General features: G+C 58.2%; 24 protein-coding genes and 4 tRNA genes. 18 read left to right on the top strand and 10 right to left on the bottom strand.

Annotated features, from left to right (window positions below; translation table 11 throughout):
- The 6 genes from G438_RS10365 to G438_RS0102260 are packed head-to-tail and all read left to right on the top strand — an operon-like array spanning position 1 to position 7,504.
- Positions 1 to 1,038 (top strand): NADH-quinone oxidoreductase subunit J, encoded by a 1,038-nt coding sequence (locus G438_RS10365; RefSeq protein ID WP_084402988.1) that lies wholly within the window; start codon positions 1 to 3, stop codon positions 1,036 to 1,038.
- Entirely contained in the window at positions 1,035 to 1,334 is a 300-nt protein-coding gene (gene nuoK, locus G438_RS0102240; protein WP_026459977.1) for an NADH-quinone oxidoreductase subunit NuoK, read from the top strand. Before G438_RS10365 ends, nuoK begins: the two co-directional genes overlap by 4 nt.
- Positions 1,335 to 1,347: 13 nt before the next feature.
- The gene (nuoL, locus tag G438_RS0102245; protein ID WP_026459978.1) at positions 1,348 to 3,345 is read left to right on the top strand and encodes an NADH-quinone oxidoreductase subunit L; all 1,998 of its coding nucleotides are present in this window, start codon (positions 1,348 to 1,350) and stop codon (positions 3,343 to 3,345) included.
- Between the two features lie 15 nt (positions 3,346 to 3,360).
- Positions 3,361 to 4,911 carry a complex I subunit 4 family protein gene (locus G438_RS0102250; RefSeq protein WP_026459979.1) on the top strand — a complete coding sequence of 517 codons (1,551 nt, stop codon included), beginning with the start codon at positions 3,361 to 3,363 and terminating at the stop codon, positions 4,909 to 4,911.
- A complete protein-coding gene (gene nuoN / locus G438_RS0102255) occupies positions 4,908 to 6,476 on the top strand; it encodes an NADH-quinone oxidoreductase subunit NuoN (RefSeq protein ID WP_026459980.1) in 1,569 nt (522 codons plus the stop codon). Before G438_RS0102250 ends, nuoN begins: the two co-directional genes overlap by 4 nt.
- Entirely contained in the window at positions 6,473 to 7,504 is a 1,032-nt protein-coding gene (locus G438_RS0102260) for a polyprenyl synthetase family protein (RefSeq protein ID WP_026459981.1), read from the top strand. The genes nuoN and G438_RS0102260 overlap by 4 nt, the downstream gene beginning before the upstream one ends.
- Before the next feature lie 129 nt (positions 7,505 to 7,633).
- Here the strand turns inward: G438_RS0102260 and G438_RS12695 are convergent, their stop codons facing one another.
- The 5 genes from G438_RS12695 to aztB all read right to left on the bottom strand — a co-directional run bounded on the left by G438_RS12695 (position 7,634) and on the right by aztB (position 11,815).
- Complete coding sequence (locus G438_RS12695; RefSeq protein ID WP_276200695.1) at positions 7,634 to 7,765, bottom strand: hypothetical protein; 132 nt, start codon at positions 7,763 to 7,765, stop codon at positions 7,634 to 7,636.
- A gap of 33 nt (positions 7,766 to 7,798) precedes the next feature.
- Entirely contained in the window at positions 7,799 to 8,830 is a 1,032-nt protein-coding gene (locus G438_RS10370) for a hypothetical protein (RefSeq protein ID WP_051259206.1), read from the bottom strand.
- 68 nt (positions 8,831 to 8,898) lie between these two features.
- Positions 8,899 to 9,822, bottom strand: coding sequence for a metal ABC transporter substrate-binding protein (locus G438_RS0102270; RefSeq protein ID WP_026459982.1), 924 nt, complete (start codon positions 9,820 to 9,822; stop codon positions 8,899 to 8,901).
- A complete protein-coding gene (locus tag G438_RS0102275; RefSeq protein WP_026459983.1) occupies positions 9,819 to 10,988 on the bottom strand; it encodes a hypothetical protein in 1,170 nt (389 codons plus the stop codon). Before G438_RS0102275 ends, G438_RS0102270 begins: the two co-directional genes overlap by 4 nt.
- Positions 10,985 to 11,815 carry a zinc ABC transporter permease AztB gene (aztB, locus tag G438_RS0102280; RefSeq protein WP_026459984.1) on the bottom strand — a complete coding sequence of 277 codons (831 nt, stop codon included), beginning with the start codon at positions 11,813 to 11,815 and terminating at the stop codon, positions 10,985 to 10,987. Before aztB ends, G438_RS0102275 begins: the two co-directional genes overlap by 4 nt.
- Positions 11,816 to 11,866: 51 nt before the next feature.
- Here aztB and G438_RS0102285 point away from each other — a divergent pair, with 51 nt between their 5' ends.
- The 3 genes from G438_RS0102285 to htpX all read left to right on the top strand — a co-directional run bounded on the left by G438_RS0102285 (position 11,867) and on the right by htpX (position 15,232).
- Positions 11,867 to 12,553, top strand: a complete 687-nt coding sequence (locus G438_RS0102285) for a metal ABC transporter ATP-binding protein (protein WP_084402958.1) — start codon at positions 11,867 to 11,869, stop codon at positions 12,551 to 12,553.
- Between the two features lie 80 nt (positions 12,554 to 12,633).
- Positions 12,634 to 14,136, top strand: a complete 1,503-nt coding sequence (locus G438_RS0102290) for an FAD-dependent oxidoreductase (RefSeq protein ID WP_026459986.1) — start codon at positions 12,634 to 12,636, stop codon at positions 14,134 to 14,136.
- 214 nt (positions 14,137 to 14,350) lie between these two features.
- Complete coding sequence (gene htpX, locus G438_RS0102295; protein ID WP_026459987.1) at positions 14,351 to 15,232, top strand: zinc metalloprotease HtpX; 882 nt, start codon at positions 14,351 to 14,353, stop codon at positions 15,230 to 15,232.
- 36 nt (positions 15,233 to 15,268) lie between these two features.
- Here the strand turns inward: htpX and G438_RS0102300 are convergent, their stop codons facing one another.
- Positions 15,269 to 15,772: a YajQ family cyclic di-GMP-binding protein gene (locus G438_RS0102300; protein WP_026459988.1), complete on the bottom strand. Its 504-nt coding sequence runs from the start codon at positions 15,770 to 15,772 to the stop codon at positions 15,269 to 15,271.
- Positions 15,773 to 15,879: 107 nt separating this feature from the next.
- On the opposite strand from G438_RS0102300, the gene G438_RS0102305 reads away from it, so the two are divergent.
- From G438_RS0102305 to G438_RS0102320, 5 genes are all read left to right on the top strand, one after another.
- Positions 15,880 to 15,961 (top strand) — tRNA-Tyr (locus G438_RS0102305).
- Positions 15,962 to 16,072: 111 nt separating this feature from the next.
- A tRNA-Thr gene (locus G438_RS0102310) sits at positions 16,073 to 16,145 on the top strand.
- Between the two features lie 30 nt (positions 16,146 to 16,175).
- Positions 16,176 to 16,252: transfer RNA gene (locus G438_RS0102315), tRNA-Met, on the top strand.
- A gap of 48 nt (positions 16,253 to 16,300) precedes the next feature.
- Positions 16,301 to 16,471: a 50S ribosomal protein L33 gene (rpmG, locus tag G438_RS12160; RefSeq protein ID WP_006680816.1), complete on the top strand. Its 171-nt coding sequence runs from the start codon at positions 16,301 to 16,303 to the stop codon at positions 16,469 to 16,471.
- A gap of 134 nt (positions 16,472 to 16,605) precedes the next feature.
- Complete coding sequence (locus tag G438_RS0102320) at positions 16,606 to 17,724, top strand: UDP-N-acetylmuramate dehydrogenase (protein WP_240470955.1); 1,119 nt, start codon at positions 16,606 to 16,608, stop codon at positions 17,722 to 17,724.
- An 11-nt stretch (positions 17,725 to 17,735) separates the two neighbouring features.
- Here the strand turns inward: G438_RS0102320 and G438_RS10375 are convergent, their stop codons facing one another.
- The 4 genes from G438_RS10375 to G438_RS0102340 all read right to left on the bottom strand — a co-directional run bounded on the left by G438_RS10375 (position 17,736) and on the right by G438_RS0102340 (position 23,453).
- The gene (locus G438_RS10375) at positions 17,736 to 19,796 is read right to left on the bottom strand and encodes an acyltransferase family protein (RefSeq protein ID WP_051259208.1); all 2,061 of its coding nucleotides are present in this window, start codon (positions 19,794 to 19,796) and stop codon (positions 17,736 to 17,738) included.
- Positions 19,797 to 19,962: 166 nt separating this feature from the next.
- Positions 19,963 to 21,024 carry an adenosine deaminase gene (locus G438_RS0102330; RefSeq protein ID WP_026459990.1) on the bottom strand — a complete coding sequence of 354 codons (1,062 nt, stop codon included), beginning with the start codon at positions 21,022 to 21,024 and terminating at the stop codon, positions 19,963 to 19,965.
- Positions 21,024 to 21,830, bottom strand: coding sequence for an alpha/beta fold hydrolase (locus G438_RS0102335; RefSeq protein ID WP_026459991.1), 807 nt, complete (start codon positions 21,828 to 21,830; stop codon positions 21,024 to 21,026). The genes G438_RS0102330 and G438_RS0102335 overlap by 1 nt, the downstream gene beginning before the upstream one ends.
- Positions 21,831 to 22,238: 408 nt before the next feature.
- On the bottom strand, positions 22,239 to 23,453 hold the full coding sequence (locus tag G438_RS0102340) for a pyridoxal phosphate-dependent aminotransferase (RefSeq protein WP_026459992.1): 1,215 nt from the start codon (positions 23,451 to 23,453) through the stop codon (positions 22,239 to 22,241).
- Positions 23,454 to 23,626: 173 nt separating this feature from the next.
- On the opposite strand from G438_RS0102340, the gene G438_RS0102345 reads away from it, so the two are divergent.
- The 4 genes from G438_RS0102345 (at position 23,627) to rplK (ending at position 25,420) form a co-directional block, all read left to right on the top strand.
- Positions 23,627 to 23,702: transfer RNA gene (locus G438_RS0102345), tRNA-Trp, on the top strand.
- Positions 23,703 to 23,742: 40 nt separating this feature from the next.
- A complete protein-coding gene (gene secE, locus G438_RS0102350; RefSeq protein WP_026459993.1) occupies positions 23,743 to 24,039 on the top strand; it encodes a preprotein translocase subunit SecE in 297 nt (98 codons plus the stop codon).
- A gap of 80 nt (positions 24,040 to 24,119) precedes the next feature.
- Positions 24,120 to 24,854, top strand: coding sequence for a transcription termination/antitermination protein NusG (gene nusG, locus G438_RS0102355; RefSeq protein WP_026459994.1), 735 nt, complete (start codon positions 24,120 to 24,122; stop codon positions 24,852 to 24,854).
- Positions 24,855 to 24,988: 134 nt separating this feature from the next.
- Positions 24,989 to 25,420 (top strand): 50S ribosomal protein L11, encoded by a 432-nt coding sequence (gene rplK / locus G438_RS0102360; RefSeq protein WP_026459995.1) that lies wholly within the window; start codon positions 24,989 to 24,991, stop codon positions 25,418 to 25,420.
- The last annotated feature ends 32 nt before the right edge of the window (positions 25,421 to 25,452 follow it).

Here is a 25,452-nt window from a genome sequence, read left to right on the forward strand (position 1 = left end):
ATGAGCTCCACCGGGGAGGCTGTCCTCTTTTGGTGTGTTGCCATCGTCATGGTCCTAGGGGCCTTAGGTGTCCTCTTCTTCCGTAAAGCCGCTTATGCTGCCCTCTGTATGGTGGCTGTCATGCTCGGCTTGGCGGTTCTCTACCTTGCCCACGGTGCTGCCTTCCTTGGCACCGTACAGATCGTTGTCTATACCGGCGCCATTATGATGCTCTTCCTCTTCGTCATCATGATGATTGGTCTGGGGGCATCCGATGAGTACCGGATGCAGCGTCCGGGCGCCATTGTGGCGGCGGTCCTCATCGCCCTTGGTTTAGGCGCCATCATTGGCGGCGCGATCTTGCGTTCCTCAGCCACGGCAACGGTTGGCGAGCAAGTCGATCCGTATTCCGATGCGCCGGTGACCAACCTTGCTGTTGAACTCTTCGGCCAGCACTGGTTCTCGATGGAACTGGCAGGCATCCTTTTGATCACCGCCGCAATTGGTGCGATGTTGCTGACCCACAGTGACCACCTTGGCCCACGTACCGACCAGCATGGCACTGCTGAAGCGAAGATGCGTGCCTTCAAAGAACGCGGACGCCACATGGGCCAGCTGCCAGCGCCCGGTGTTTACGCCCTGTCCAACGCGGTGGATGTGCCCGCACTGTCAGGTGAAACCCTCGGTCCAGTTGAAGAATCGGTGCCGCGCGTATTGCGCGTTAAAGGTTTGGACCGTTCCATCAGCCAAGTTGATGGTGACGTCGCTGAAGCCCTCACCCTGGTTCGCCTCGGCAAAGCTGAAGAATCCGCCTTCAGTATCACCGCCTCGGCAAAGATCCCACGCTCAGGCGCCTGGGGTATGCCCGGTGCGGCGATGCCCACCGGCCTTCGTCAGCCTCCTTCAATTGACGAGGCGCGGGCGAGTTCGGCTCCCACAGCTGGCGAAGCTACTTCCACAGTTGACGATGCCGACACTGCGGTGCCACCGGCTGACGGGGCTGCCACCGCTGAGCCTTCAGCAAGCAAAGCCCCCACCACCGAGGAGGAATCCAAGTGAGTCTGTCCTACTACCTGGTACTGGCTGCCATCCTCTTTGCTATTGGTGCAGCGATTGTTCTGGTACGTAAAAGCGCGGTGATCTCCCTGATGGGTGTTGAACTGATGCTCAACGCTGCCAACCTTGCCTTCGTCACCTCCGCCCGTATACACGGACAAGTCGCTGGTGAAGTCATGGCCTTCTTCGTCATGGTGGTCGCTGCCGCTGAAGTCGTGGTGGGGCTTGCCATTATCGTTTCTATCTTCAAGTCGCGGGCCACCACGAACCTCGACGAGTCTAACCTGTTGAAGAACTGAAGGAGGTCAACACATGTCAACTCTGTTCCTGCCTTCACTTCTTGCAGCTGAAGGTGAACTTGCTAGCGCGGCAGCACTAACCCCCGCGACTGGTGCCGCCTCCTACGCATGGCTCATGGTCGCCATCCCTGCTGTTTCCGCAGCAGTGCTACTCCTGTTGGGACGCCGCAGCGACGCGTGGGGCCACTGGCTGGCAACCCTTGCCTCGTGGGCGTCTTTCGCTGTTGGTGTGGCCATTCTCGTTCAGCTCCTCGCTGTGCCCGCCGAATCTCGACGCATGGTGGCACACCTTTTTGACTGGATCCCCGCGGGTGATTTCAGCGTCAACGTGGCTTTCCTGTTGGATCCACTCTCGTTGACCTTCGTCATGCTGGTCACCTTCGTCGGGTCGCTGATCCACGTGTACGCCATCGCCTACATGGAACACGACACTGATCGGCGCCGCTTCTTCGCCTACCTCAACCTGTTCATCGCCGCAATGCTCACCCTGGTCCTGGGTGATTCCTACGCCGTCCTTTTCGTCGGTTGGGAAGGCGTGGGTCTGGCCTCCTACCTGCTCATTGGTTTTTGGAACCAGGTGCCTGACAATGCGAAAGCAGCGAAGAAAGCCTTCGTCATGAACCGTGTGGGCGACATGGGCCTGCTTATTGCGATGATGGCGATGGTCGCTACCTTCGGTACGGTCAATATCGCCGAGGTTGCGCAAGCAGCCAGTGGCGCACCGGTTGCGGCCTTGACACTGATCGGCATATTCCTGCTTGTCGGTGCCTGCGGTAAATCCGCACAATTCCCGCTCCAAGCCTGGCTTGGTGACGCAATGGCGGGCCCGACACCTGTGTCGGCACTGATCCACGCTGCGACCATGGTCACTGCTGGTGTCTACCTTGTTGTCCGCTCAGGCCCACTTTACGTGGCTGCCCCCGTTGCAAGTGCAGCGGTTGCTGTGATCGGTGCGATCACACTGATCTTTGGTGCCATTGTTGGTGCTGCCAAAGACGATTTGAAGAAGGTCCTGGCCGCATCCACCATGAGCCAAATTGGCTACATGATGCTCGGTGCTGGCCTAGGTCCCATTGGCTGGGCCTTCGCTATCTTCCACCTGTTCACCCACGGCTTCTTTAAAGCTCTCATGTTCCTTGGTGCAGGTTCGGTCATGCACGGGATGGGCGACCAGGTCAATATGCGGCGTTTTGGTGCGCTGCGCAGCGCAATGAAGGTCACGTGGCTTACCTTCATGGCCGGGTGGCTGGCAATCCTTGGCGTCCCACCATTTTCTGGCTTCTGGTCAAAAGACAAGATTATCGAAGCAGCTTTCGCTCTCGACACCTTCGCGGGTAGTCCTGCACCGTGGGCACCGTGGGTCTTTGGCCTCGTAGCGATGGTAGGTGCGGGGATGACTGCCTTCTACATGTCACGTCTGTACTTCATGACCTTCCATGGCACGAAGCGCTGGACAACTGAAGCAGAAGGTGCTCCTGTTCACCCCCACGAGTCGGGCGCCTTGATGACAGGTCCCATGGTGGTCTTGGCTGTCTGTGCAGTTGCAATCGGTGGTGCCTTGTCGTGGGGCGATACCTTCATCCACTGGCTTGAACCGGCCATTGGTGGGACCGCGCATCCTCATCCGGTACTGCCCGTCTGGGCTATCCAAGTGGCAACGCTTCTCCTTGTCGCAGTAGGCGCTCTGGCAGCATGGAAGATGTACGCCAAAGATGAGGTACCTACAGCCATCCCTGCAGGTAATAGCCTGGTGCGTGCTGCCCGCAACGATATGTACCAAGACCAGGTCAATGATGCGATTTTCACCGTTCCTGGTTCTGCACTAGTGAAAGGTGCCGCTTCTGGTGACCGCCTCGTTGTCGATGGCGCGGTTGGTGCCGTTGCGGCCGCGTCACGTGGCCTCGGTCGCTTCGTCACGCAGGCACAAAATGGGTACACACGTGCCTACGCGTCTTATATTCTCGGCGGGGTTGTCCTCGCCTTGGCCATCGTCCTCGGCTTCAGGCTGTGAGGGGAGTCAATACACATGCAGTCCATTGAAACCCTGCCCGCCGCAGTACCACTGCTTACTGTTCTTGTGGCACTGCCGGCACTTGGTGCACTACTCCTCGCAATCCCCGTACTGCGTCAACGTGGTCGAGTTATCGCCCTTGGCGTATCAGTCATCGAATTAGCCGTGGCACTGGTGGCCTTTAGTGTCTACTTTGATTGGACGACACCGGGGACATACCAGCTTGTAGAGTCCTACACGTGGATCCCCCAAATGGGTGTGAGCTGGGCTTTGGGCCTCAATGCTCTCGGTGCCGTCATGGTGCTGCTGGCTGTCGCCTTGGTGCCGCTCGTGCTCCTTGCAGGATGGGATGACGACACTGACGATGCACACGCCGGCGCCTACGCGGGCCTCGTGCTCTGCCTCGAGGCCTTCATGGTCCTGATCTTCGCGGCCTTCGACGTTGTGGTTTTCTACATCGCCTTCGAAGCAATGCTCATCCCCCTGTACCTGATGATTGGTCGTTTCGGCACGGGCGAGGCACTGGCTCGTCGCGCCGCAGCAATGAAGTTCCTTCTGTTCTCCCTCGCAGGTGGCCTCGTTATGCTCGGCGGCATCGTTGCCCTGTGGGCGTTGACACCGTGGGATACCCACACGGGAACCTTCTTCCGCCTCGACAATCTGGCTGATATCAGCACGGCACTGACCCCGGCACTTCAAATGGGGATCTTCGTGACCTTCATGGCGGCCTTCGCCATCAAAGCACCGATGGTCCCCGTGCATACCTGGTTGCCTGACACTGCAGCTGTTGCACGCCCCGGCACATCCGTACTGCTTGTTGGTGTCCTAGATAAGATCGGTACCTTCGGCATGATCCTCCTGTGCTTGCGTCTTTTCCCTGACGCGGCTGACCAAGCACGCTGGGTTATCGCGGCCCTTGCGGTCCTTTCGATCCTGTGGGGTGGTTTGGCTGCGATTGGGCAAAACGACATTATGCGTTTGGTGTCCTACACCTCCGTGTCTCACTTTGGCTTCATGGTGCTGGGCACATTTATTGGCACTTCCGTTGCCCTCGTTGGCGCCATGTTCTACATGGTGGCACACGGCGTGTCCATCGCTGCCATGTTCCTTCTGTCGGGGTGGCTTGCAGGCCGCGGCGGTACCAACGACATGGGGCACTACAGCGGTATGCAGCGCGTGACGCCAGTACTTGCTGGCTTGTGGCTTGTCTCAGGCCTGGCCTCGGTGGCACTACCTGGCTTGTCGGGCTTCGTTCCCGAGTACCTTGTCCTGATGGGGACCTGGCAGGCCAATGTGCCCCTCGCTGTCTTCGCAGTGATGGGCGTGGTCATTGCAGCCCTGTACCTGCTGTTGCCGTACCAGCGAGTCTTTACCGGCAAGGCACACAAACGTACGAGTGACCTGCCTGACCTGGGTGGTCGTGAACGCGCGGTCATGGTTCCGCTTGTTGCCGCCATGATCATCCTTGGCATCTGGTCAGCTCCGCTTGTGTCGGCCCTGACCCCGGTTGCTGATTCGGTTGTGGTTCCTGTTTCCTCCTCCGCCCTCGAAGGGAGCGCGCAGTGAATATCCTTCCCGCGGAAACATTCGTCAGTCCCGAGATTCCCTGGGCACTGCTGATACCCGTACTCATCATTGCTGGCGCTGGTGTCCTGGGCGTTCTTGTCGAGGCCTTCGCACCTGTTGCGCTGCGCCGTCCCTTGGTGATCGGCGTGTCATTGTTGGCGACCCTGTCAGCCGCCGTAGTTCTGGTGGCGCGTTGGCTCGTCGTTGTGACGGCACCAAGTACTGCAGGCGAGTATGTGGAAGATTCCTTGGCTGTGGCGGCGCAATTCCTGCTTGCAGTCGTTGCCTTTGTCGCGTTGCTTGTGATGGCTGAGCGAACAACGGTGGGCGATGGGGCTTTCGCTGCCCAACCGTCGGATCGTCCAGGCTCAGTTGACGAAGAACTGTCTGACCGCAAGAACTACCAGCGCAGCGAGATGTTTCCTCTGTTGCTGTTCTCACTGGCGGGCATGATGGTCTTTCCTGCGGCGAACTCCTTCCCGGCACTCTTTATCGCACTGGAAGTAATGTCGCTGCCGCTGTATATTCTGGCTGCCACAGCACGCCGTCGCCGTCAGTTGTCGCAGGAAGCAGCATTGAAGTACTTCATCTTGGGCGCATTCGCCTCGGCTTTTATGCTGATGGGTTCTGCCTTCCTGTACGGCTTCTCTGGTTCCCTTGTGATCTCCGATATCGTGCCGCTGCTGGCGACCAAGTCGGGTATGGACTGGCTGCTTGTTGCAGGCACCTTCATGGTGCTTGTTGGTCTGCTCTTTAAAATTGGTGCAGCACCCTTCCATGCGTGGACACCAGATGTTTACACAGGTGCGCCAACACCGGTGACGGGCTTTATGGCGGCTGCCGTGAAGGTCGCTGCCTTCGGTGCGCTTGTGCGTTTCTATCAGGTCGTCGCTGGATACCTTCAGTGGGATTTGCTGCCGATACTGACAGGCATTGCTGTCCTGACAATGCTGGTGGGTACCTTTGCGGGTCTGCTGCAAAAAGATGTCAAGCGTATGCTGGCCTATTCGTCGATCGCACATGCGGGCTTCGTATTGCTTGGGGTATTCTCACTCGTTCACGGCTCCAGTGGACGCGTGATCTTCTATCTTGCAGGCTATGCTTTTGCCACTGTCGGCGCTTTTGCGTTGATCAGCCTGGTCCGTAGCGTGGACAGTGATGGCAATATTGGGACAGAAGTGACCAATATCAACCGTTGGGCGGGTCTAGGTAAGAGCAACCCCTGGTTCGCCTCGGCCATGTTGATCTTCCTGTTGTCCTTTGCAGGTATCCCACTGACCAGCGGTTTTATTGGTAAATTCCTTGTCTTCTCGGATGCTTTTTCCGCTGGTCTGGGCTGGTTTGTGGCCATCGCACTCGCCTGTTCCGCTGTGACAGCTTTCTTCTACTTCCGCCTGGTCCGCTTGATGTTCTTTACCGAATCTACTGGCGACACCGTGGTGGCGACCTCGGAGGGTTTTGTCACTGTTGCGGCCACACTGAGCGTCATTGTGACCATTGCGCTGGGTCTGTTCCCCGGCCCAGTTCTTGATCTGTTGAGCAAGGTGGTTATTCTTCTTCCGTGAGTGTGAATACGGTAAACCTCAATGTCCCTCACCTTGAGGCTCGGATTACTCCGGGCCTCGAGGCCGTGGAAGCGCGTTTGGCTGACGCAGTGTCGGGTTCGCGTGACCTTATTGACGAATTGACGCGGCACCTCGCTGTGGCTGGTGGCAAACGTATTCGCCCGTTGCTGACCTTGGTCTGCGCCCAATTTGGTGCGGACGAGAAAAGGGCTGCATGCGACGAGCAGGTACGACAAGAGCGCGTAGAGATCGCAGCGACAGCTATTGAGCTGACACATCTTGCGTCCCTGTACCACGACGACGTCATCGACTCAGCGCCAACGCGGCGTGGTGTGCCCTCAGCACAGCGCCAATGGGGCAATAATCGTGCGATCTTAGCTGGGGATGTTCTCTTTGCACGCGCTTCGGTACTCATTGCGGCATTGGGTCCTGAAACGGTGGCTCGCCACGCGCATACCTTTGAACGCCTATGTTTGGGTGAACTGAACGAAACCTTCGGTCCGCGTCCAGATGATGACCCGGTTGCTTTCTACTTGCAGGTCCTTGCCGACAAGACAGGCTCTCTTTTGGCTGCTGCCGCACATTTTGGTGCCTGGCACGGGGGTGCGGGTGATGACATTGCGGAAACAGTGGCGGTCTTTGGAGAAAAGGTGGGCGTTGCCTTCCAAATTGCTGATGACGTGATTGATATTGCGGCGGACGGCACGTCAGGGAAGACCCCGGGTACGGACCTGCGTGAAGGTGTCGATACATTGCCGGTGCTGCTCCTGCGTCGTCGCGCTGCCCTTGGTGAAATTGACGAGGCGGGGGCCAGTATCCTCACCATGCTTGAAGGCGACCTGTCATCTGATGTGGCGCTAGCTGAGGTTGTCGGCGCCCTGCGAAACCACGATGTCCTTGACGAGACCCGTGAATTGGCACGTGAGTGGGCGAGCAATGCCGTGGCGGCCCTTGAAGGATTACCTCAGGGTGAGCCTCGTGAGGCATTGGAGCATTTTGCGGCCATCATGGTGGATCGTCTGGCCTGAGGGCTGTAGCCTCCGCTGCTAAGACGTTGAAAAATGGCGGATTTTCAGGATGTAGATCCTTGAAAATCCGCCATTTTATGTGGGGTATTCAGGTACAGAAAACACCGGGTGATGCAGCCTCGGTGTATTTCAGTTGTTCAGATTCGGAACGAGTACCGTTTCGTTGAGGGCAACGCCGACATTCTTTGTGGTCACCTCTTTGGTGTCCAGGTCAACCTTGTGCACCGATTGTGTAGCAGGATCGGCAACCCAAGCGGTCATGCCGTCAATTTGCAATGATGGGTGAGGATCTTGCTACTGGGCAGGTCCGCTCCAGGCTCCCATAACGTCAATAGAGTCCGTTACGCGCATATTTGCGACATCGACTTTATGAAGTTTGCCGTCGGTGCCAAGGATCCACGCATTGTCCTGTTCGTCGCGACGGATCCCGCGCCACGTGTATTCCACACCTTCAGGCAGGTCCACGACGGTAAAGCTGCTGGTGACCGTGTCGGCGAAACCGATGCGGTGCAAGGTGTAGCCTTCAGCATCGGGGTCGTCTTTATAGTCGGTGACGGCAACGCTGCTGGTGTCGGTGACATAGGCATTGCCGACACGACCATAAGCAGCATCTGGACTGTCGAGTTTAGTGAAGCTGCCGTTGATGTAGAGCAGAACACCATTTTCGCAGCCGAAGATCAGTGTGTCGTTTTTCATTGTCCCTTCACCATGTACGGATGGGCAATTTTCTGCACGAGCAACGTCGGTGCCATTCGCGTCCTCAACGATGACCCCCACGCGCTTGTCACTATTGCCCAGGGTGCGAGCCAACGAGCCATCAGCTAACTGCAGGGCCACACCGTGATGTGCCTCCTCAGAGGCACGTGTGTCGACCTGAGGAAGTGTGGTGACCGTGTCGGTGGCACTTGCGCCAAGGCTGGTGGTGGGCATTAACTGCATTGTGCCCGTGGCGTCGTCAAATAGCACGGTGGTGCCAGCGTGGGCGACGACGTGTCCGGGTTTTTCGGCGGCAAATTTCAGGTCGGTGAGTGTTGCGTCGCCTCCACCGGCACCGGTAGCCAGTACTTGGAATCCGCCTGCGGTGGAGACCAATGCGTGTTCTCCATCTCCGAAATGGTTGAGGCGGTTAAAGCCTGCCAGAGGAAAATTTGCGACCTGCTCTAAGGTCGTGGCGTCAAGTACGGTAATGCCGCCATCGTAGGCGAAAACATAACGGTCACCACCAGGTGTAGGAGTGCTTGTCGTGTCACTATCTGCGGCGGGAGCGCAAGCGCTCAGGCCAAGCACACCTACGGCGGCAACTGCCATGAGACGACGGGTAAACATAGGATTTCCTTTCACTAGGGACAACAGGGAATAGACCTAATAGGTGATGGGCTTGGGTGCGAACGCATTTATGTCCCAAGGGCATCGGTGATGCGTTGCGTATTGACGTTGAGCATGTCGAGGTACGTGGGGGCTTGGCCATCGGGATCACTGAGTGACTCGGTGAACAGGGGAACAACCTCAATGGAAAGGCCTGTATATTGGGCGACCGCGGTGACAAGGCGGTCGCTTTGGGCGGCATCAGCAAAAACAGCACGTACCCCCGATGCTTTCACGGCCTCGGCAAGGTCAGCTAAATCGGAGGCGCTTGGGGACGCCAAGGTGGCACCACCGGGGATGACGGCGCCAATGATTTCGAAGTCGTAACGACGGGCGAGGTAGCCAAATACATGGTGGTTTGTGACGAGTTTGCGCTTGTCGGAGCCTAGGGCAGCAAAACGTTGTGACATCTGTTCGTCAAGGGCCGTGAGTTGATCACGGTACTGTGTGGCTGAGGCGGCAAGGCGTGTTGGATCGATACCGTCGATGCCGGCGGAGAGGCGTGCTTCTAGGGCGTTGATCACTGTGATCATCATCGTGGGGTCTGTCCAAAAATGCGGATCAGGACCTGATGCGTCGTCACTGGTGTATTCCATTGGGGTGATGACATCTCCAGCGATAAAGGTGGGGGTGCCGCTTGCCTGTGCGGCCTCGATATGTTGAAGGAGGCCTTCTTCAAGGCCGAGGCCATTGGCAACCAATAGGTCAGCTTCGCGCATAGCCAATGCTTGCTGGGCAGAAATGGAGAAGCTATGCGGGTCGCTATTGGCGGGCATCAGTGTGGTGACCGTGGCTTGATCGCCTACAGTCTGTGTCACCACATCGCCGAGGATATTTGTTGTCACCACAATTGACGGCTTGTCACTGGTCGTAACAGCACCACCGTCACATGCGGCAAGCGGAAACACTAGGGTGGCTGCCAGAGCGAGAAATGCGGCGTGTATGTATCTCATAGTCCTACCTCGTGAAATGCGACGACGTCGGGTGTGGGCAATGTGCGGGCAATACGCGCTGAGTCAGCGGCGTCGATTTCGAGGACGGTCATCGCGTCGGTGCGGATGTAGACCCGATTAGCGCTGGAATATATTGGGCTGGTGGGTGACGCGAGCGCCTGTGTTGTTGTCGTCAGTACGCCGTCGGCCCATACATATAGTTGGCCTTGAGCGTCGCGGGCAACGACACGATCGTGAGTGTCATCCATGGCGGTGGCATATTTCATCGCTGTTGGTGCAGGCAGTGCATTCCACGTCCCTTGGCGTACATTCAGTACCCACACTGCGCCGCTTGTGGTGGTGACGGCCACGGTGGGGCGGCGCAGACGATTGCCGAGGCTATGGATCGTTTCGGTGGTGGCTTCAGCGGGTAGGGGCAACCATTGGCTTGTCACGGTACCGTCGCTGTCTTCAACAAGGTGTACGACGCCGCCTTGGCAGGCGAAGATGATGCCTGCGCGTGTCACGAGGCCGCCGACTGGTTGTGGGCAGGCCCTTGGCGGTGTGGACGTGGGAGCGCCCGCCTCGTCAATGACGGTGACAAAGCCGTCACGGATTATGGCCACGGTGCTGCCAATGGGGGCAGCCCAGGTGTGAGCATCGATAGGGTAGGTGCCGATGGGGGTGACGTTGCCTCGGCCAAGTTCTTCGCGATCAAAGAGGGCCACCTCGGTGTCGGCTGCCACGGCGAGGCGACTGGAGCTGCCACCTAATTGTGCGGTACCAGCTAAGGGAAGAGTGCCGAGGTGGCGTGCGGGTGCGCGGTAGTAGTGCTGGTGGTCACCGTGGTCCCAGGTCCACACGCCGCTATCGACAAGGGTGATGCTGTGGTCGGGGTGGTTGAGGGCCACGAAACGTCCGTCGCTACTGCTGGAAACGATAGGTGTGCCGGTCGCGATGTCGCTGGTGGATTCAGTGGCGACGTCGATGAGGCGTACTGTGCCGTCGCTCGTTACTGTGACGAGGCCGTGGGCGGCTTGGCTGAGTTCTTGTGCGCCGTCGATGGCACCGTGTGTGAGCGTAGTGTCGGGTGTTGTGGCGGTGTCCTCAAGGCTTTTTGGTGAAGTGGTGGCGCAGGCGCCAAGCAGGATAAGACTGAGTGTGCCTGCGGTAAGGAGCCGTTTCATGCGGGGGCCTTCCGTGTAATGATGCTGCGGGAGCTGAGTGTGGAGATGAGGAAGATGAAGGCTGAGGTAAATGCGATACTTGCGCCGGCCGCTGTTGCCAGATACCACGAGGCGTAGAGGCCGATGACGACTGAGCTGGCTCCAAAAAGGGCTGCGAGGCACATCATGTGGAGTATGGAGCGTGACCATTGGGCGGCGGTGGCTGCGGGGGCAATGAGCAGTGCGACGACAAGGAGTGTGCCCACCGCGCGGTAGGAGGCGACGAGCGCCAGGGTGACGAGCAGGGTGAGGGCGATGCGGGCAAGGTTGGGGCGCATGCGCAGCGTGTGGGCGAGGGAAGCGTCGAAGGCGAGGGCGATGAGTGGTCGCCGCAGCAGGTAGGTGACAAGGATGGTGACGAGGAGTGCGATACCTAATGGGATGAGTTCGCTGGGGGTGATGGCCAGGATGTCGCCAAAGAGGATGGCGGTGAGGTCTGTGGCAAATGATGCGGAATAGGACACGATGATGACGCCGAGGGAGAGCATGAGGACGAAGGTGACGCCGATGCTGGTGTCGTCGCCAAGGCGGCTGCCTTTGCTGAGCCACCCGATGATGAAGGCCATTGCGAGGGCGCTGATGGCTGCTCCTAAGAGTGGCGGTAGTCCAATGAGGGCTGAGATGGCGACGCCGGGAAGCATGCCGTGAGAGAGAGCTTCGCCGAGGAAGGACATTCCGCGTATGACAACCCAGGTGCCGGCAATTGCACAGATGAGGGCTGCGAGGAGGCCGCCTAGGAGGGCATTGGTGAAGAAAGGAGCGTGAAGGGGTGTGAGGAGAGAAGTCACGCCAGCGACTATATAATGAAAACGGTTATCGGTATAGGTTAGGGTTGGTGGGTGACCAACGAAAGCTCCACACCATGCCCGAGTCGTCTTGACATTGAAAACCTCAGCATTCGCAGGGGTGATGTCCTGGCCATTGACAGCCTTCACCTGCACTTAGACGCGGGAAAGGTCACATTAATTCGTGGCGCTAACGGCAGTGGAAAGACCACTTTGATCCACGCTATCGCGGGCTTGCTGCCCAGCCAGGCAGGCACGATAGTGGGGACCCATCAGCGCCGTATCGCTCTGGTCCCTCAAATGCTCCCCGCTGCCCAGTCCCTACCGCTGACAGTCAAAGCCGCCGTCACCATGGGGTGCTGGCCGATTAAAGGGCTGCTGCGTCCCACCGATACACGCGATGTGAACGCTGCCCATCGCGCACTCGAAGCGGTGGGATTAGGAGATCTAGCTCACCGACAGCTCGCAACCCTGTCAGGCGGACAACGGCAACGCGTGCTCGTTGCACAAGCCATCGTGCAAGCACCGCATATTTTATTAATGGATGAACCCACAGCTGCGGCCGATGCTCACAGCTGTAAGGTGATATTTGAATCAGCAAAGCGTTGCGCCCAGGCAGGCGCGATTGTGCTGATAGCCAGTCATGACGACGATGCTCACCAGTGGGCTGATCGCGTGATCACACTTGAGGCAGGGCGCGTACTGAGTGACACCCTTGCCAAGCCAGGTAGGATTACCTAAGTTGCACACAATGTCCGCTGACAACGCGGGCCAAGTCCGACCTCGGCGATCAGAGGCGGAAGCGAATGGAGGATTGCCGCGTGACTACACTCAATGTCGCCGTTGTTGGCGCAGGCCCCGCAGGTATCTACGCCTCGGATATCCTGTCAAAATCAGAGCTTGATGTCAGTATCGACCTTTTCGAGCGTCTTCCCGCACCCTACGGGCTTGTCCGTTACGGCGTCGCCCCAGACCATCCACGCATTAAACAAATCATTGTGGCCCTCTACCGTATTTTGCAGCGCGGCGATATTCGCCTCCTAGGCAATGTGGAAGTTGGTCGAGACGTATCCATTGACGACCTACGTGAGCACTACGATGCCGTCATCATCGCGACCGGTGCCGACCGTGATGCACCCCTGCCCATCCCCGGCATTGACCTCCCTCAATCCTATGGTGCAGCGGACTTTGTCAGCTGGTACGACGGGCACCCCGATTACCCGCGCACATGGCCACTTGAAGCCAAAGAAATCGCTGTCCTTGGTGTGGGTAATGTTGCCCTCGACGTGGCGCGTGTCCTAGCAAAACATGCGCAGGACATGCTCGTGACCGAAGTGCCAGAAAATGTGGCCACCGCGCTAGCGGCCAACCCCGTCACCGATGTGCACGTCTTTGGTCGACGAGGCCCAGCCCAAGTGAAATTCACGCCACTGGAACTGAGAGAACTTGGGCATGTACCAGATGTTGACATCATCGTGTCCGAAGAAGACTTCGACTTCGACGAAGGGTCACAGGAACAGCTGCGTAGCTCCAACCAACAGCGGCAGGTCGTGAAAACCCTCACCCAATACGCGTCACTTGACCCAGAAGACCGTACCGCCTCGCGCCGCATCCATATCCACCTCTTCCAATCCCCAGTCGAAATTGTGCCTGACGAACACGGTAACGTGCGTGCCATTCGCACTGAACGCACAGAACTAACCGGCGACGGTTCGGTTCGCGGCACTGGTGTGATCACCACATGGCCCGTCCAAGCGGTGTACCGCGCAGTTGGCTACTACTCCAGCCCCATCCCTGGCATTCCCTTCGATACAGCGCGCGGTATCGTGCCCAACGACGAGGGACGTGTTCGCGCGGATGTGAGCGACAATGCCGACGTGATCAACGGACTTTATGCCACCGGCTGGATCAAACGTGGTCCCGTTGGTCTGATTGGTTCCACCAAATCAGATGCCCAACAAACCATTGCTCACCTCGTTGAAGACGCTCAAGCAGGCAAATTACATGCCCGCGGCACCCATGTTGGACATGAGGCAATGGTGGCGTTACTGGCCGACCGCGGCGTGGAATACACGACATGGCAGGGTTGGGAACTCCTCGATGCCTACGAGCAAAGCCTGGGGCAGGCCTTTGGTGAAGTGCCCGGCGACCGTGGAGGACGTGAACGCATCAAGGTCGTGTCGCGGCGTGCAATGACGGATATTTCACGAGGCGAAGCCGTCGATCCAGCAACAGCTGACCTCATCGGTCAAATGGGAGAGATGGGTGTGCCGACAGCACCTGATCGTTTTGACGACTACACGGGCCCAGGACGCCGCCGCTGAACGTGTCTTCTGAGTAAGGCCTGAAAAACTCCTGCCGAGTTGCTGCTCGGCAGGAGTTTGTTGCACGGGACGACTAATCTTGAGGGAAGACCTACCGCACACTGACCGTGCGACGCGCAGACTGTATGTTTGCTCCGCAAATGGGAAGACCTCGCGCGCACAGACCGTGCTATCGGTGGGATAGATTCGATGACGTGCAAAGAAAGACCTCCCCATGCCAGATCGACATTTCAACGGCCTTAAAACAGCCCTCTTGCTGGGCGGTATGTGGTTCCTTTTGCTCCTTGTTGGCGGTCTGATCGCAGGTGGGACGAGAAACTCCATATGGCTATGGATCTTTGCCGGTATTGGACTAGCCTCAACACTGTGGTCATATTGGAATAGCGCCACACTTGCACTACGTTCCATGAATGCCCGTCCCGCATCGCCCACCGAGTATCCACAACTCCACGCCATCGTGAACGAGCTAGCTTCTCGGGCAGGTCAGGTTGCCCCCACCGTGTGGGTGGCACCTACGCGCACCCCCAATGCGTTTGCTACAGGCCGAAATCCTCAGAACGCCGCTGTGTGCTGTACAGAAGGGATCCTTGAAATCCTGGGTGAACGTGAACTGCGGGCCGTGCTGGGGCATGAACTGATGCACGTGTATAACCGCGATATTCTCACCTCGTCCATTGCTGCAGCAATGGCGGGCATTATCACCTCCATCGCGCAAGTGATGTTTTTCTTCGGTGGGGCTGGCCGCAATAACGAAGGCGGTAACGTCCTATCGGTTATCGGGATGCTTGTGGCTGCACTAGTGGCACCATTTGCCGCCATGCTCATCCAATTTTCGATTTCACGTACGCGCGAATACGACGCAGATGAGGATGGGGCGCGGCTCACCGCAGACCCGTTGGCGCTTGCCTCGGCATTGAAAAAGCTGGAGCGGGCCACAGATCACGTCCCTATGGAACCCACTCCAGCCAATCAAAATGTTGCGGCAATGATGATCGCCAACCCCTTCAGGGGGGCATCGCTGACACGTTTGTTTGCCACGCACCCGCCAATGGAAGACCGGATTGCCAGGCTGGAACGGATGGCTGGCTACCGGTAGGGGAGTGGGCGTATTCGACCTTGTCTTGCGCTGGCCTTAGCGGTAGTTGACGAATTGAAGGGCCACGTCGAGTTTTTCTCCTTCAGGCCCCTTAAGTAAGGCAATGACGGCTTGGAGGTCGTCACGAGACTTTGAAGAAACGCGAATTTCGTCACCCTGTATTTGAGCCTTGACACCTTTGGGGCCCTGCTCGCGAATAATCTTTGTGATTTGTTTCGCAATATCTTGGGCAATGCCTTCACGTAAAGGCGCAGAAAGCTTATAGATTTTGCCCGACGCCTTCGGTTCGCGATCTTTCAAATCAAGCGCCTTGAGGGAAACGCCACGGCGGAAAAGCTTTGACTGGAGCACATCAACGATGGCCATAATGCGCTCCGGTGTATTTGCTTCCATTTCAACAACGTCGCCAGATAGGCGAATTGCTGCATCAACACCGCGGAAATCGTAGCGTTGCCCAATCTCTTTCGCCGTTTGATTGACAGCGTTATCAACCTCTTGGCGGTCAAGTTTGGAGACAATGTCAAATGAGGAATCAGCCATGGGTGGCTCCTTATTTTCGTCAGTGTGGTTCCGTTACGGCCAGGCGATTGGCGTTACGGTATCGATCTCTGCTATTCTTCCACGGCACCAACATTTTTGTGGTGCAAGGCGGGATACCCGAGTGGCCAAAGGGAGCTGACTGTAAATCAGCCGCGGAATGCTTCGGGGGTTCGAATCCCTCTCCCGCCACGTATCCAGGTCACTGGAATAACTCCCAGGTCACTGGGAAACGCATGTGAGGTCATTCTCAATGGTGCGGATTGCGTGAACAATCCGAACTAAGATAGGCTTTCCGGCGTTGCCCCGATAGCTCAGTCGGCAGAGCATCTCCATGGTAAGGAGAAGGTCAAGGGTTCGATTCCCTTTCGGGGCTCTGGTTGCGGCCCGGAGCCGCTACCGCTGCGGCGGGGTAGCTCAGCTGGTCAGAGCGCACGACTCATAATCGTGAGGTCGCGGGTTCGAGCCCCGCCCCCGCTACCAGTTTCAAAACACCGTGCGCCGCACACAGACAGCAAGTGAGGAACCATCATGGCGAGCAAGTCGCAGGACGTCCGCCCCAAGATCACTCTGGCCTGCTCGGAGTGCAAGGAGCGCAATTACATCACAAAGAAGAACCGTCGTAACACGCCGGATCGTCTGGAATTGGCAAAGTACTGCCCACGCTGCCGCAAGTCGACAGCACACCGCGAAACCCGCTGATAGCGGCTCGCATATGCAAACCCCCGGCGTAATCCGGGGGTTTTCGCATACCTGCCCGGCAGCGCTGCCATTCCACCGACATAGCACCGGCCTGGCGCTTCCGGCATCGCATTCGAAGATGGGAGACTAGTAGGGTGAGCATACAGATCCACACCGCGGTTGCCCTATCCACGTTGACGACACTGCGCGTTGGTGGCCAAGCGGCGCGTCTCATCGAAACCGATAGCCGTGACGCGTTCATTGACGAGGCGGCGCGGGCTGACGCTGCGGGCATCCCTTTGCTGGTCCTAGGTGGAGGATCCAACCTCTTAGCCTCCGACAGTGCCTTTGACGGCGTCGTACTGCGCGACCTGCGCAGCCACATCACTACGGCCACTAGTGGCAACAAAATACAGGTGACCGCGACTGCTGGCACCACCTGGGATGACCTTGTGACAAGCACCTTGGAACAGGGCTTGGCGGGCCTGGAAGCTTTGTCAGGGATACCGGGTACCGTGGGGGCGGCGCCCGTACAAAATGTGGGCGCATACGGCTGCGAAGTTGCTGACACACTGCATTCCATCCGTGCATGGGATCGCGCGCAGCGCCGTCTGGTGACGTTAACAGCAGCCGACCTTGCGTTGAGTTACCGTTCGTCGCGCATTAAACGTTCCGTAGAGACTCCCGATAGTGCCGGACACATATGGGGCCCAACCGGCAGGTGGATCGTCCTGGATGTCACCTTCACCCTGAAGCGTGCACCCACATCGGCGCCAGTACGCTACGGAGAACTTGCCCGTGCCCTTGACGTGGAAGTGGGACACAGCGCTGACGCGTGGGCTGTACGCGACGCAGTGGTGAGGCTGCGCGCCAGCAAAGGTATGGTTTTGGATGCCGCAGACTATGACACGTGGAGTGCCGGTTCCTTCTTCACTAACCCATTGCTCACACCTGCAGAGGCTGCAACACTGCCCCCAGAGGCGCCACGCTTTGCTGCAGGTGGTAATGACGCTGGCCTCATCAAAACCTCCGCAGCATGGCTCATTGACCACGCAGGATGCCCTAAAGGTTGGGCCCCCGACGAGTGCCTCAATCAGGATGGGACACCGCGTGCCAGCCTGTCGACCAAACACGTGCTGGCTCTGACGAATCGAGGCAGCGCCTCGGCACGCGATATTGAAGCCCTCGCCCGAGCGGTGCGCGCGAAAGTGCGCGACTGTTACGGCATCACCTTGGTGCCTGAACCCGTTGCCCTAGGTATCAACTGGGACTAGGTAAGGCGTGGTCAATGTCCGTTGGAGTCTTCTAGCGGAAAGGTGCCAAGGGCATCGGCGATCACCTGCGCATATAGCGTCGTTCCTTCGCCGTGGGGATGCACAAGGTCTTGAGCAAGAAGATCGGTGCGCTCAGCGATAGCACGATCCCACGACGCTACACGTACCCGGTCAGGATGTGCCGAGGCGAAGGCGCGGATCGCGTCATTGGACGGTGGAATCCACGTGGTCCGAGGCGGCCCATAGGCGGTTACCACAACCAGGCGACGCTGGGGTGCCAATGAGGCAAACAGCGCTTCAAGCTGACCTGCATCCACCTGTGTATTCGTTGCCAGTGACACAACCACATAGTCACGCGCACCCCACGTGGCATCAAGGGTAGCGAGGACGTCACCGGCCACCATAAACGACCTGCTCACCTCGCCATCAACCACAATCCCCGGCAGTGCCGTTTGGAGGGCGCCCTGCGCGCCAAGGGTGACAGAGTCACCAATAACGCTCACCTGCTCGCCGTTAACCTGGGCGAACTGAGGCTGTTTCGCTGCTTCAGCAGCGGCCGCCTCCGCTGCACGCTGCTGGGCGTAGGCCGCTTCATTGTCGAGTGGGTTAAGACCAGTGAGTGGTGCAATGGTTCTGGCATCAATACGCGACGGTGTACTCGCGGCCTTTTGGCCCGCAATAATTGCCTCCTGGGCGCTTGAAAGTGTCGGCTGGCTCAGGAGCGCTGCCACGCAGGCACAACTCACGGCAATGGCCACACCAATACGTCGATTCGTCAGGCGTGATTCATCTTTCACATATGTGCGTCGAAGCCAGGCGCGTACCCCCATACGCCTGGCAGGGCTTTCAATCCAGCGGAATGAGGCGTCAGCAGCGATGGTGGCACCAACGGTGACCAACAAGGCGCTCAGCCACAGGGGCAGGTGAGGGAAGGCGTAGAAGGAAAGGACTGCAAGCGGCCAATGCCAGAGGTAGATGCCGTATGAACGCTGCCCAAACCACACTAATGGGCGCCATGACAGCAGCAATGCTAAAGACTGGGCAGGGTTGCGCCACATCAAACGCATCGACTGTTCGCAACGACGAACGATGCTGCGCTGAGACTCCAGGTGGGCGCAGGTTGGCTCGACATGAACCTCTGGAAGGAGGGCCGCAATCAATGCGGCGGCGGCAACGGATGCGAAGATCAGTATTCCGGTGTTTCCCAGCGGTGCCAACGAAGAAGAAAGCACGTCCGTAATATCGACAAAAGATGTCACCACAAGGATTACCAAGGCACACCAGCCGATGAGGCCACGTCGTTGCCGCACAGTCGGCGTAAGCGCCTCGTGGTCGCTGCCGTCAAGTCGGCTTCCGCGCCACAGCGCCATCGACGCGCCCAGCATGAGGCCGAAAGCGTGGGTATCAGTGCCCATATGGACCCGCGATGGGCTTGCGCCGTGAAACAGTAGGTACAGTGCCCACGCTGCTGACGCAATACTGAAGGCAGCAGCAACAACGGACGCGAGCCGCAGTGTTGGGCGTGCCACGCGTGTGACGAATACAAAAAGGGCCCACAGGAGCAGCGGCCAGACCACATAGAACTGGGCTTCCACAGCCAAAGACCACATATGGGTCAATAGCAGCGGTTGGGTATGGTCAAAGTAGCTCGACCCAGCACCAATCTCAACCCAATTCGACACAAAGACAAGCGACGAAAAGAACTGCCGCCGGATGGCGATAAGGGCGTCTCCCCCTACACATAACGCCAAAGTAGTACACACCAGCACCGTCAGTGCCAATGCAGGAAAAAGACGCCGAAGACGACGGCGTGTGAACGACACATAATCGACGCGACCGTGTATTTTCCACTGACCAATGAGCAGCGACGTGATCAGAAAACCTGAGAGCACAAAAAAGACGTCAACACCGAGTATGCCTGCAGGTACAGCACCAGGTATCAGGTGGTAGCCCAGTACGAAGGCAACAGCGATGGCACGTACGCCATCAAGGGCGTTGAGATGGGATGATGGCACACGAGTGTGCTGTGGCGTCGTTGAAACAGGACGACCTGCGTCCATATCATGCGACATCGGTGCCTCTCTTATTCGTCGGGTGCTACGGCGTGAGTGTCCTCGCACCTATTGACTCAGGCCAGCCCCCTTCACGATGGCCACGACGATCCTAACGGATCGCCAAAGAGTTACAGTGTAATACCATCTGGCAGACGCACTATGCACGCCGTAACGGGAAACACACTCACGTATCGAGCCATGCCCGAATCTGCTCATGCCACCGCGCTTTCGACGCGTCCTCCGCCAACGATGCGTCAACAGATTGGTGGGCCAGCATGGCAAGCTGAGTATCCGACATGCCGTGGATATCGCGGGCAGCACCATACTGTGCCAGTAGGCGCGAATGGAAGAGCAGCGGGTCGTCAGCTCCCAGCGCCACCGTCGCCCCCGCCTCGACAAGCACAGGTAACGGCACGCGGGAAAGATCCTGATAGACCCCCAGATGCACATTGGAAGCAGGGCACACCTCGAAGGCAATACCCGCATCAACAACGCGACGCAAAAGGTCAGGGTCTTCACTGGTACGCACCCCATGGCCAAGGCGGCGCGGCGCCAACGCCGCAACGACCTCGCGCACCGAATCCGGGCCCAGTAATTCACCACTATGCGGAAGAGCAGCCAGGCCCGCGTCCCGCGCAATACGGAAAGCAGGCGCAAAGGCAGACGTGTCACCAACACGTTCGTCATTGGACAGACCAAAACCCACAACGCACCCGGGGCCACTGCCCGCATATCGGGCCGCAAGGCGTGCCAGCGTGCGGGCATCCAACGGGTGGCGGATACGGGAAGCAGCTACGACAACAGCAACCTCCACACCGGTGATGGCCGAGGCGTGGCGGGCTTCGTCAAGCACAATCTCTAACGCTGGGGTAATGCCACCAACCCAAGGGGCGTATGACGTGGGATCTACTTGCATTTCGAGGCGCACAGAACCTTCGAGGGCCTCGTCTTCGGCAGCTTCACGCACGATACGGCGCATCGCCGCTTCAGAGCGCACCAGGGCGCGAGCCGAATCGTAAGAACGTTGAAAGCGGAACCATCCGCGCGCATCAGCAGGGACCGTTAAAGGGTCCAAATCCAATAGGTGCCCAGGTAGCCGCACACCTTGTTCCCGCGCCATATCCAGTAGGGTCTGCGGGCGCATCGCACCAGTGAAATGCAAATGCAGGTGAGCCTTCGGGAGGCGTTGAAGGTCACGGCGCCCCGGCGGCGATGCAGGAGCACTTGTTAACGTCAGGTGGTGCATTAGTGCGCATCCAGCCACAAAATAATGTCGCGAATAATACCTGGCCCCTCAACTTCATTGAGCACTTCATGGCGTGCTCCATCCACCATACGCAGGTGTGCATCCATGTTGCCGCCGGCACGGGCAGCCTCGATGAGGTGGACCGAACCTGCTGGTGAAACCAGCGTGTCGCTACTGCCGTGGAAAATCAGCGTTGGCGTGTGAAGGTGCGCCGCGCGACGCAGAACCTCATCACCCTGAACAATCATTGTGGCGCCGGTAATCAGGGGGACGGGGCCGTGGTGGCACAGGGGATCGGCATCAAAATCGCGTTGAACCTGCGGGTTGCGGGCAAGGACTGATTCTGCGGGCGCCGAGTGGGTGGTGCTGGCAGGTAGCGCTGGGAACGTGCGCGCCACATTCAGGAGGCGCCGCGCCACATGGGCTGGGACGGCTGGTAGTGGCCGCATCGCTGGGCCAGTCAGGATCGTGCCGCGCAGACGGGTGGGGTTGAGGATTGTCGAGGCGGCGGTGACCAGTCCGCCCATTGAGTGCCCAAAAAGGAATAACTCAGGTGTGCGTGCCTGGGTGAGGACATCGTCGCGGATTTTGAGGTGGATATTGATGAGGGCACCGAGGTCAACACGCGCTCGCGGACCGTCGGATGTGCCGTGGCCAGGATGATCGTAGGTTGCGCAGTCATAGCCTGCGCCATTGAGAGCCTCGATGAGCGCGCGGTATCGGCCATGATGCTCGCCATAACCGTGGGCGATCAGCACGGTGCCGTGGGGATGCTCAGTTGTCGTTGGGAAGTAGACAATCTGCATAGTGTCATTGTGCCAGGTTCTGGTGGTGTTCACGCGCCTATAGCTCAACGATCTGACATGTGGTCAGCCTTGAGGCAGGTCAGTGACACATGTCAAGAGTGCCGTCTCGTCATATCGCACACTGATGTGTTGTACGCAGCGGGCACACGTTACCAAGCCAGTACGGCACATAGCCGAGCCAAATAAGTGAGCCAAATAGCCCACTGTTCTGCCTTTTGGTATCTGCCGTTGCTCGGTTGGTGCAGGTCACAGCAGGTGTCGATGCTGATCTCTTGCAAAGGAAGTGGCCCCAAGGCTGAGCAGGTGACTGTTCATCCTTGGGGCCACTTTTTGGGTAGCCTGTAACGCGGAGGACTACTTCGCGAGGCGGGGCTGCCGCGCAGCGCGGGGACGTCGTGTAGCGGAGGGTTACTTCGCCTCGGCCATCAACGCTTGAATACGGCTCACACCTTCAACAAGATCCTCGTCGGAAAGGGCGTAGGACAAACGCAAGAAGCCAGATGGGCCAAATGCCTCACCGGGCACCACTGCCACCTCTACCTCACTGAGGATAAGATCCGCCAATTCAGATGAGGTCGTTGGCACGGTGCCACGAATCGACTTCCCTAGCACGCCATCCACATTCGCATAGCAGTAGAAGGCACCCTTGGGAGTCGGGACCTCAAAGCCATCAATATCACGCAGCATCGCCAGCATCGTGCGGCGGCGGCGATCAAAAGCCGTGCGCATCTGGTAAACAGCATCCAGCGAACCGGTCACCGCCTCCAATGCTGCGCGCTGCGCCACATTGGACACATTGGATGTCAGGTGCGACTGGAAGGATGTGGCAGCAGCAACAATGTCGGTAGGGCCAATCATCCACCCCACACGCCAACCTGTCATCGCATAGGTTTTCGCAACACCGTTAAGGACCAGCGTCTGGTTCGCCAACTCGGGAACCAATTTGACGATATGGGCAGGTGCGGCATCTTCGTACAACAGATGCTCGTAAATCTCGTCGGTAATCACCCAAATACCGTGCTCAAGGGCCCACTGGCCAATAGCAATTGTCTCCTCAGGCGTGTAGACTGCGCCGGTCGGATTCGACGGTGAACAATGCAACAGCAGTTTTGTCCGAGGGGTACGTGCCGCTTCGAGCTGTTCCACGGTGACCTTGTAGTCCTGGTCTGCACCTGCAAAAACCTCGACAGGTACGCCACCAGCCAGTTTGATGACCTCCGGGTACGTCGTCCAATACGGGGTTGGCAAAATAGCTTCGTCGCCCTCATTGAGTAGCGCCGCGAATGCCTGGAAAACGGCCTGTTTGCCGCCGTTAGTGATGAGCACCTGGGCAGGGGATACCTCATAGCCAGAGTCGCGCAGCGTTTTTGCGGCCACAGCCTCACGTAGTGACGGCAGTCCAGCAGCTGGCGTGTAACGGTGCATCGCTGGTTCTTGAGCGGCAGCGAGGGCTGCCTCGACAATGGGGGCAGGTGTAGCGAAATCGGGTTCGCCTGCACCGAAACCAATCACCGGACGGCCCTCGGCCTTCAGGGCCTTGGCACGTGCATCAACAGCGAGGGTAGCTGATGGGGTGATGGCAGCAAAACGAGCAGAGACACGAGAAAGTGGTGTATTTGTCACATGTACATGGTCCCACGCTTGATACACATCTGAAAGTATTAGTCGAATATCGGGCGCATGGACAAGACCACAAAAATGTTCCAATCGTGCTCCGGGTTGGACAGATAGCGAAAGTCCCCACTACACTCGACCGAGCAGGTTTCATGGCGCAGGTCGTCGTTGAAATATGCCGTAGGGCAGTGGCGCAATTGGTAGCGCACCGGTCTCCAAAACCGGCGGTTGTGGGTTCGAGTCCCGCCTGCCCTGCCATCACGTGATGACAGTTCTATTAACCGAGGGGAGAGCTCGCATGAGCGGCATTGAAGCCACCGGCGACGAGGTAGTCCACAAGGACCGCACGAAAACTGGTGCTACCCGCTCGCGCGCTGAAGCTGAGCGTGACGACAAGCCACGCCCCAATATTTTCCGTCGCGTCATCATCTATATCTCTCAGGTAATTTCTGAACTGAAGAAGGTCAACTATCCCACGGGGAAAGAAACCTGGACCTACTTCCTGGTCGTCATCTTTTTTGTGGCAGCTATCATGCTTTTCACTGGTGCTCTCGACTACGGATTCGGTAAACTAAACGCAGTCATCTTCGGCTGAGACCGAAATAACCCGCCCGCAGGAAACTGCAGGCGGGTTTCTTCTCAGTCGAACAACTCAGCCGACACCAGGAGTACGCCATGAGCGAAGACCTCACCACCGCCTCGGATGCCATTGAAGACGATATGGCAGCCGTTGACCAGACGCCACATGACGGCACCTCAGTGGACGCAGTCAACGATGGCTCCAACCAAGACGACACTGTTGACGCTGATCCCATTGAGCAATTCCGTAAAGAAATTAGCCTAATCCCAGGCGACTGGTACGTGGTGCATACCTACTCCGGTCATGAACGTAAGGTGAAAACCAACCTGGAGCAGCGCATCGCCAACCACAATATGGAAGATTCAATCTTCCGCGTGGAGGTGCCGGATGAATACGTCATGGAATACCGCGGCAACGCAAAAAAGCGTGTGCGTCGCGTGCAGATTCCAGGCTATGTCCTTGTGTGCATGGATTTTGACGAGGCCAGCTACCGTGTCGTCAAAGACACGCCTGCGGTCACGGGCTTCGTTGGTGACCAGCACAACCCGGTGCCGATCACAATCGACGAAGTCGTTCACCTTTTGACACCCAACGTCCTTGAAGCAGCTGCGGCAGTGGCCAAGACCGGTCCGGCGCCTGTTCAGCAGGTCCAGTTGGCCTACGAGGTGGGCGAAGTGGTGACCGTCACCGACGGCCCGTTCGAAACGATGACTGCGACAATCTCGGAAATCATGCCCGAAGCGCAAAAGCTCAAGGTCCTTGTCACCATCTTCGAACGCGAAACACCCCTGGAACTTGGTTTTGACCAGGTGGCTAAGCTTGAGAAGTGACGTCTCCCACCCTGGCTTGGGGATAGCCCTAGTCGGGGTTTAAGATCAAAGTCTGTGTGTTTGGGTGCATTGTGCCCAACATGCGACGCTGCAGTAGCCGCTGCGGCGTGGAAATACGAAGAAAGACCCGAAATATGGCACCGAAGAAGAAGGTCACCGGCCTCATCAAGCTGCAAATTGCAGCTGGCGCCGCGACCCCCGCTCCGCCTGTCGGCCCCGCACTGGGCCAGCATGGCGTCAACATTGTCGAGTTCACGAAGGCCTACAACGCTGCAACCGAATCGCAGCGTGGCTCCATCGTGCCGGTGGAAATCACCGTGTACGAAGACCGCTCCTTCACCTTCGTTCTCAAGACCCCTCCGGCCTCGGAAATGATCAAGAAGGCTGCTGGTGTGGCGAAGGCCTCCGGCCGTCCCAACACCGAGAAGGTCGGCAAGATCACCGACGCACAAGTGCGCGAGATCGCCCAGGCAAAGCTCGTTGACCTCAACGCCAATGACCTGGACGCCGCCGCTAAGATCATCGCCGGCACCGCCCGCTCTATGGGCATCGTCGTCGAAGGCTGACCTGAAATAGTCCCCCTGTGGTAGGGCCGCGC

Source organism: Schaalia suimastitidis DSM 15538 (assembly GCF_000429105.1).
Lineage (GTDB): Bacteria > Actinomycetota > Actinomycetes > Actinomycetales > Actinomycetaceae > Pauljensenia > Pauljensenia suimastitidis.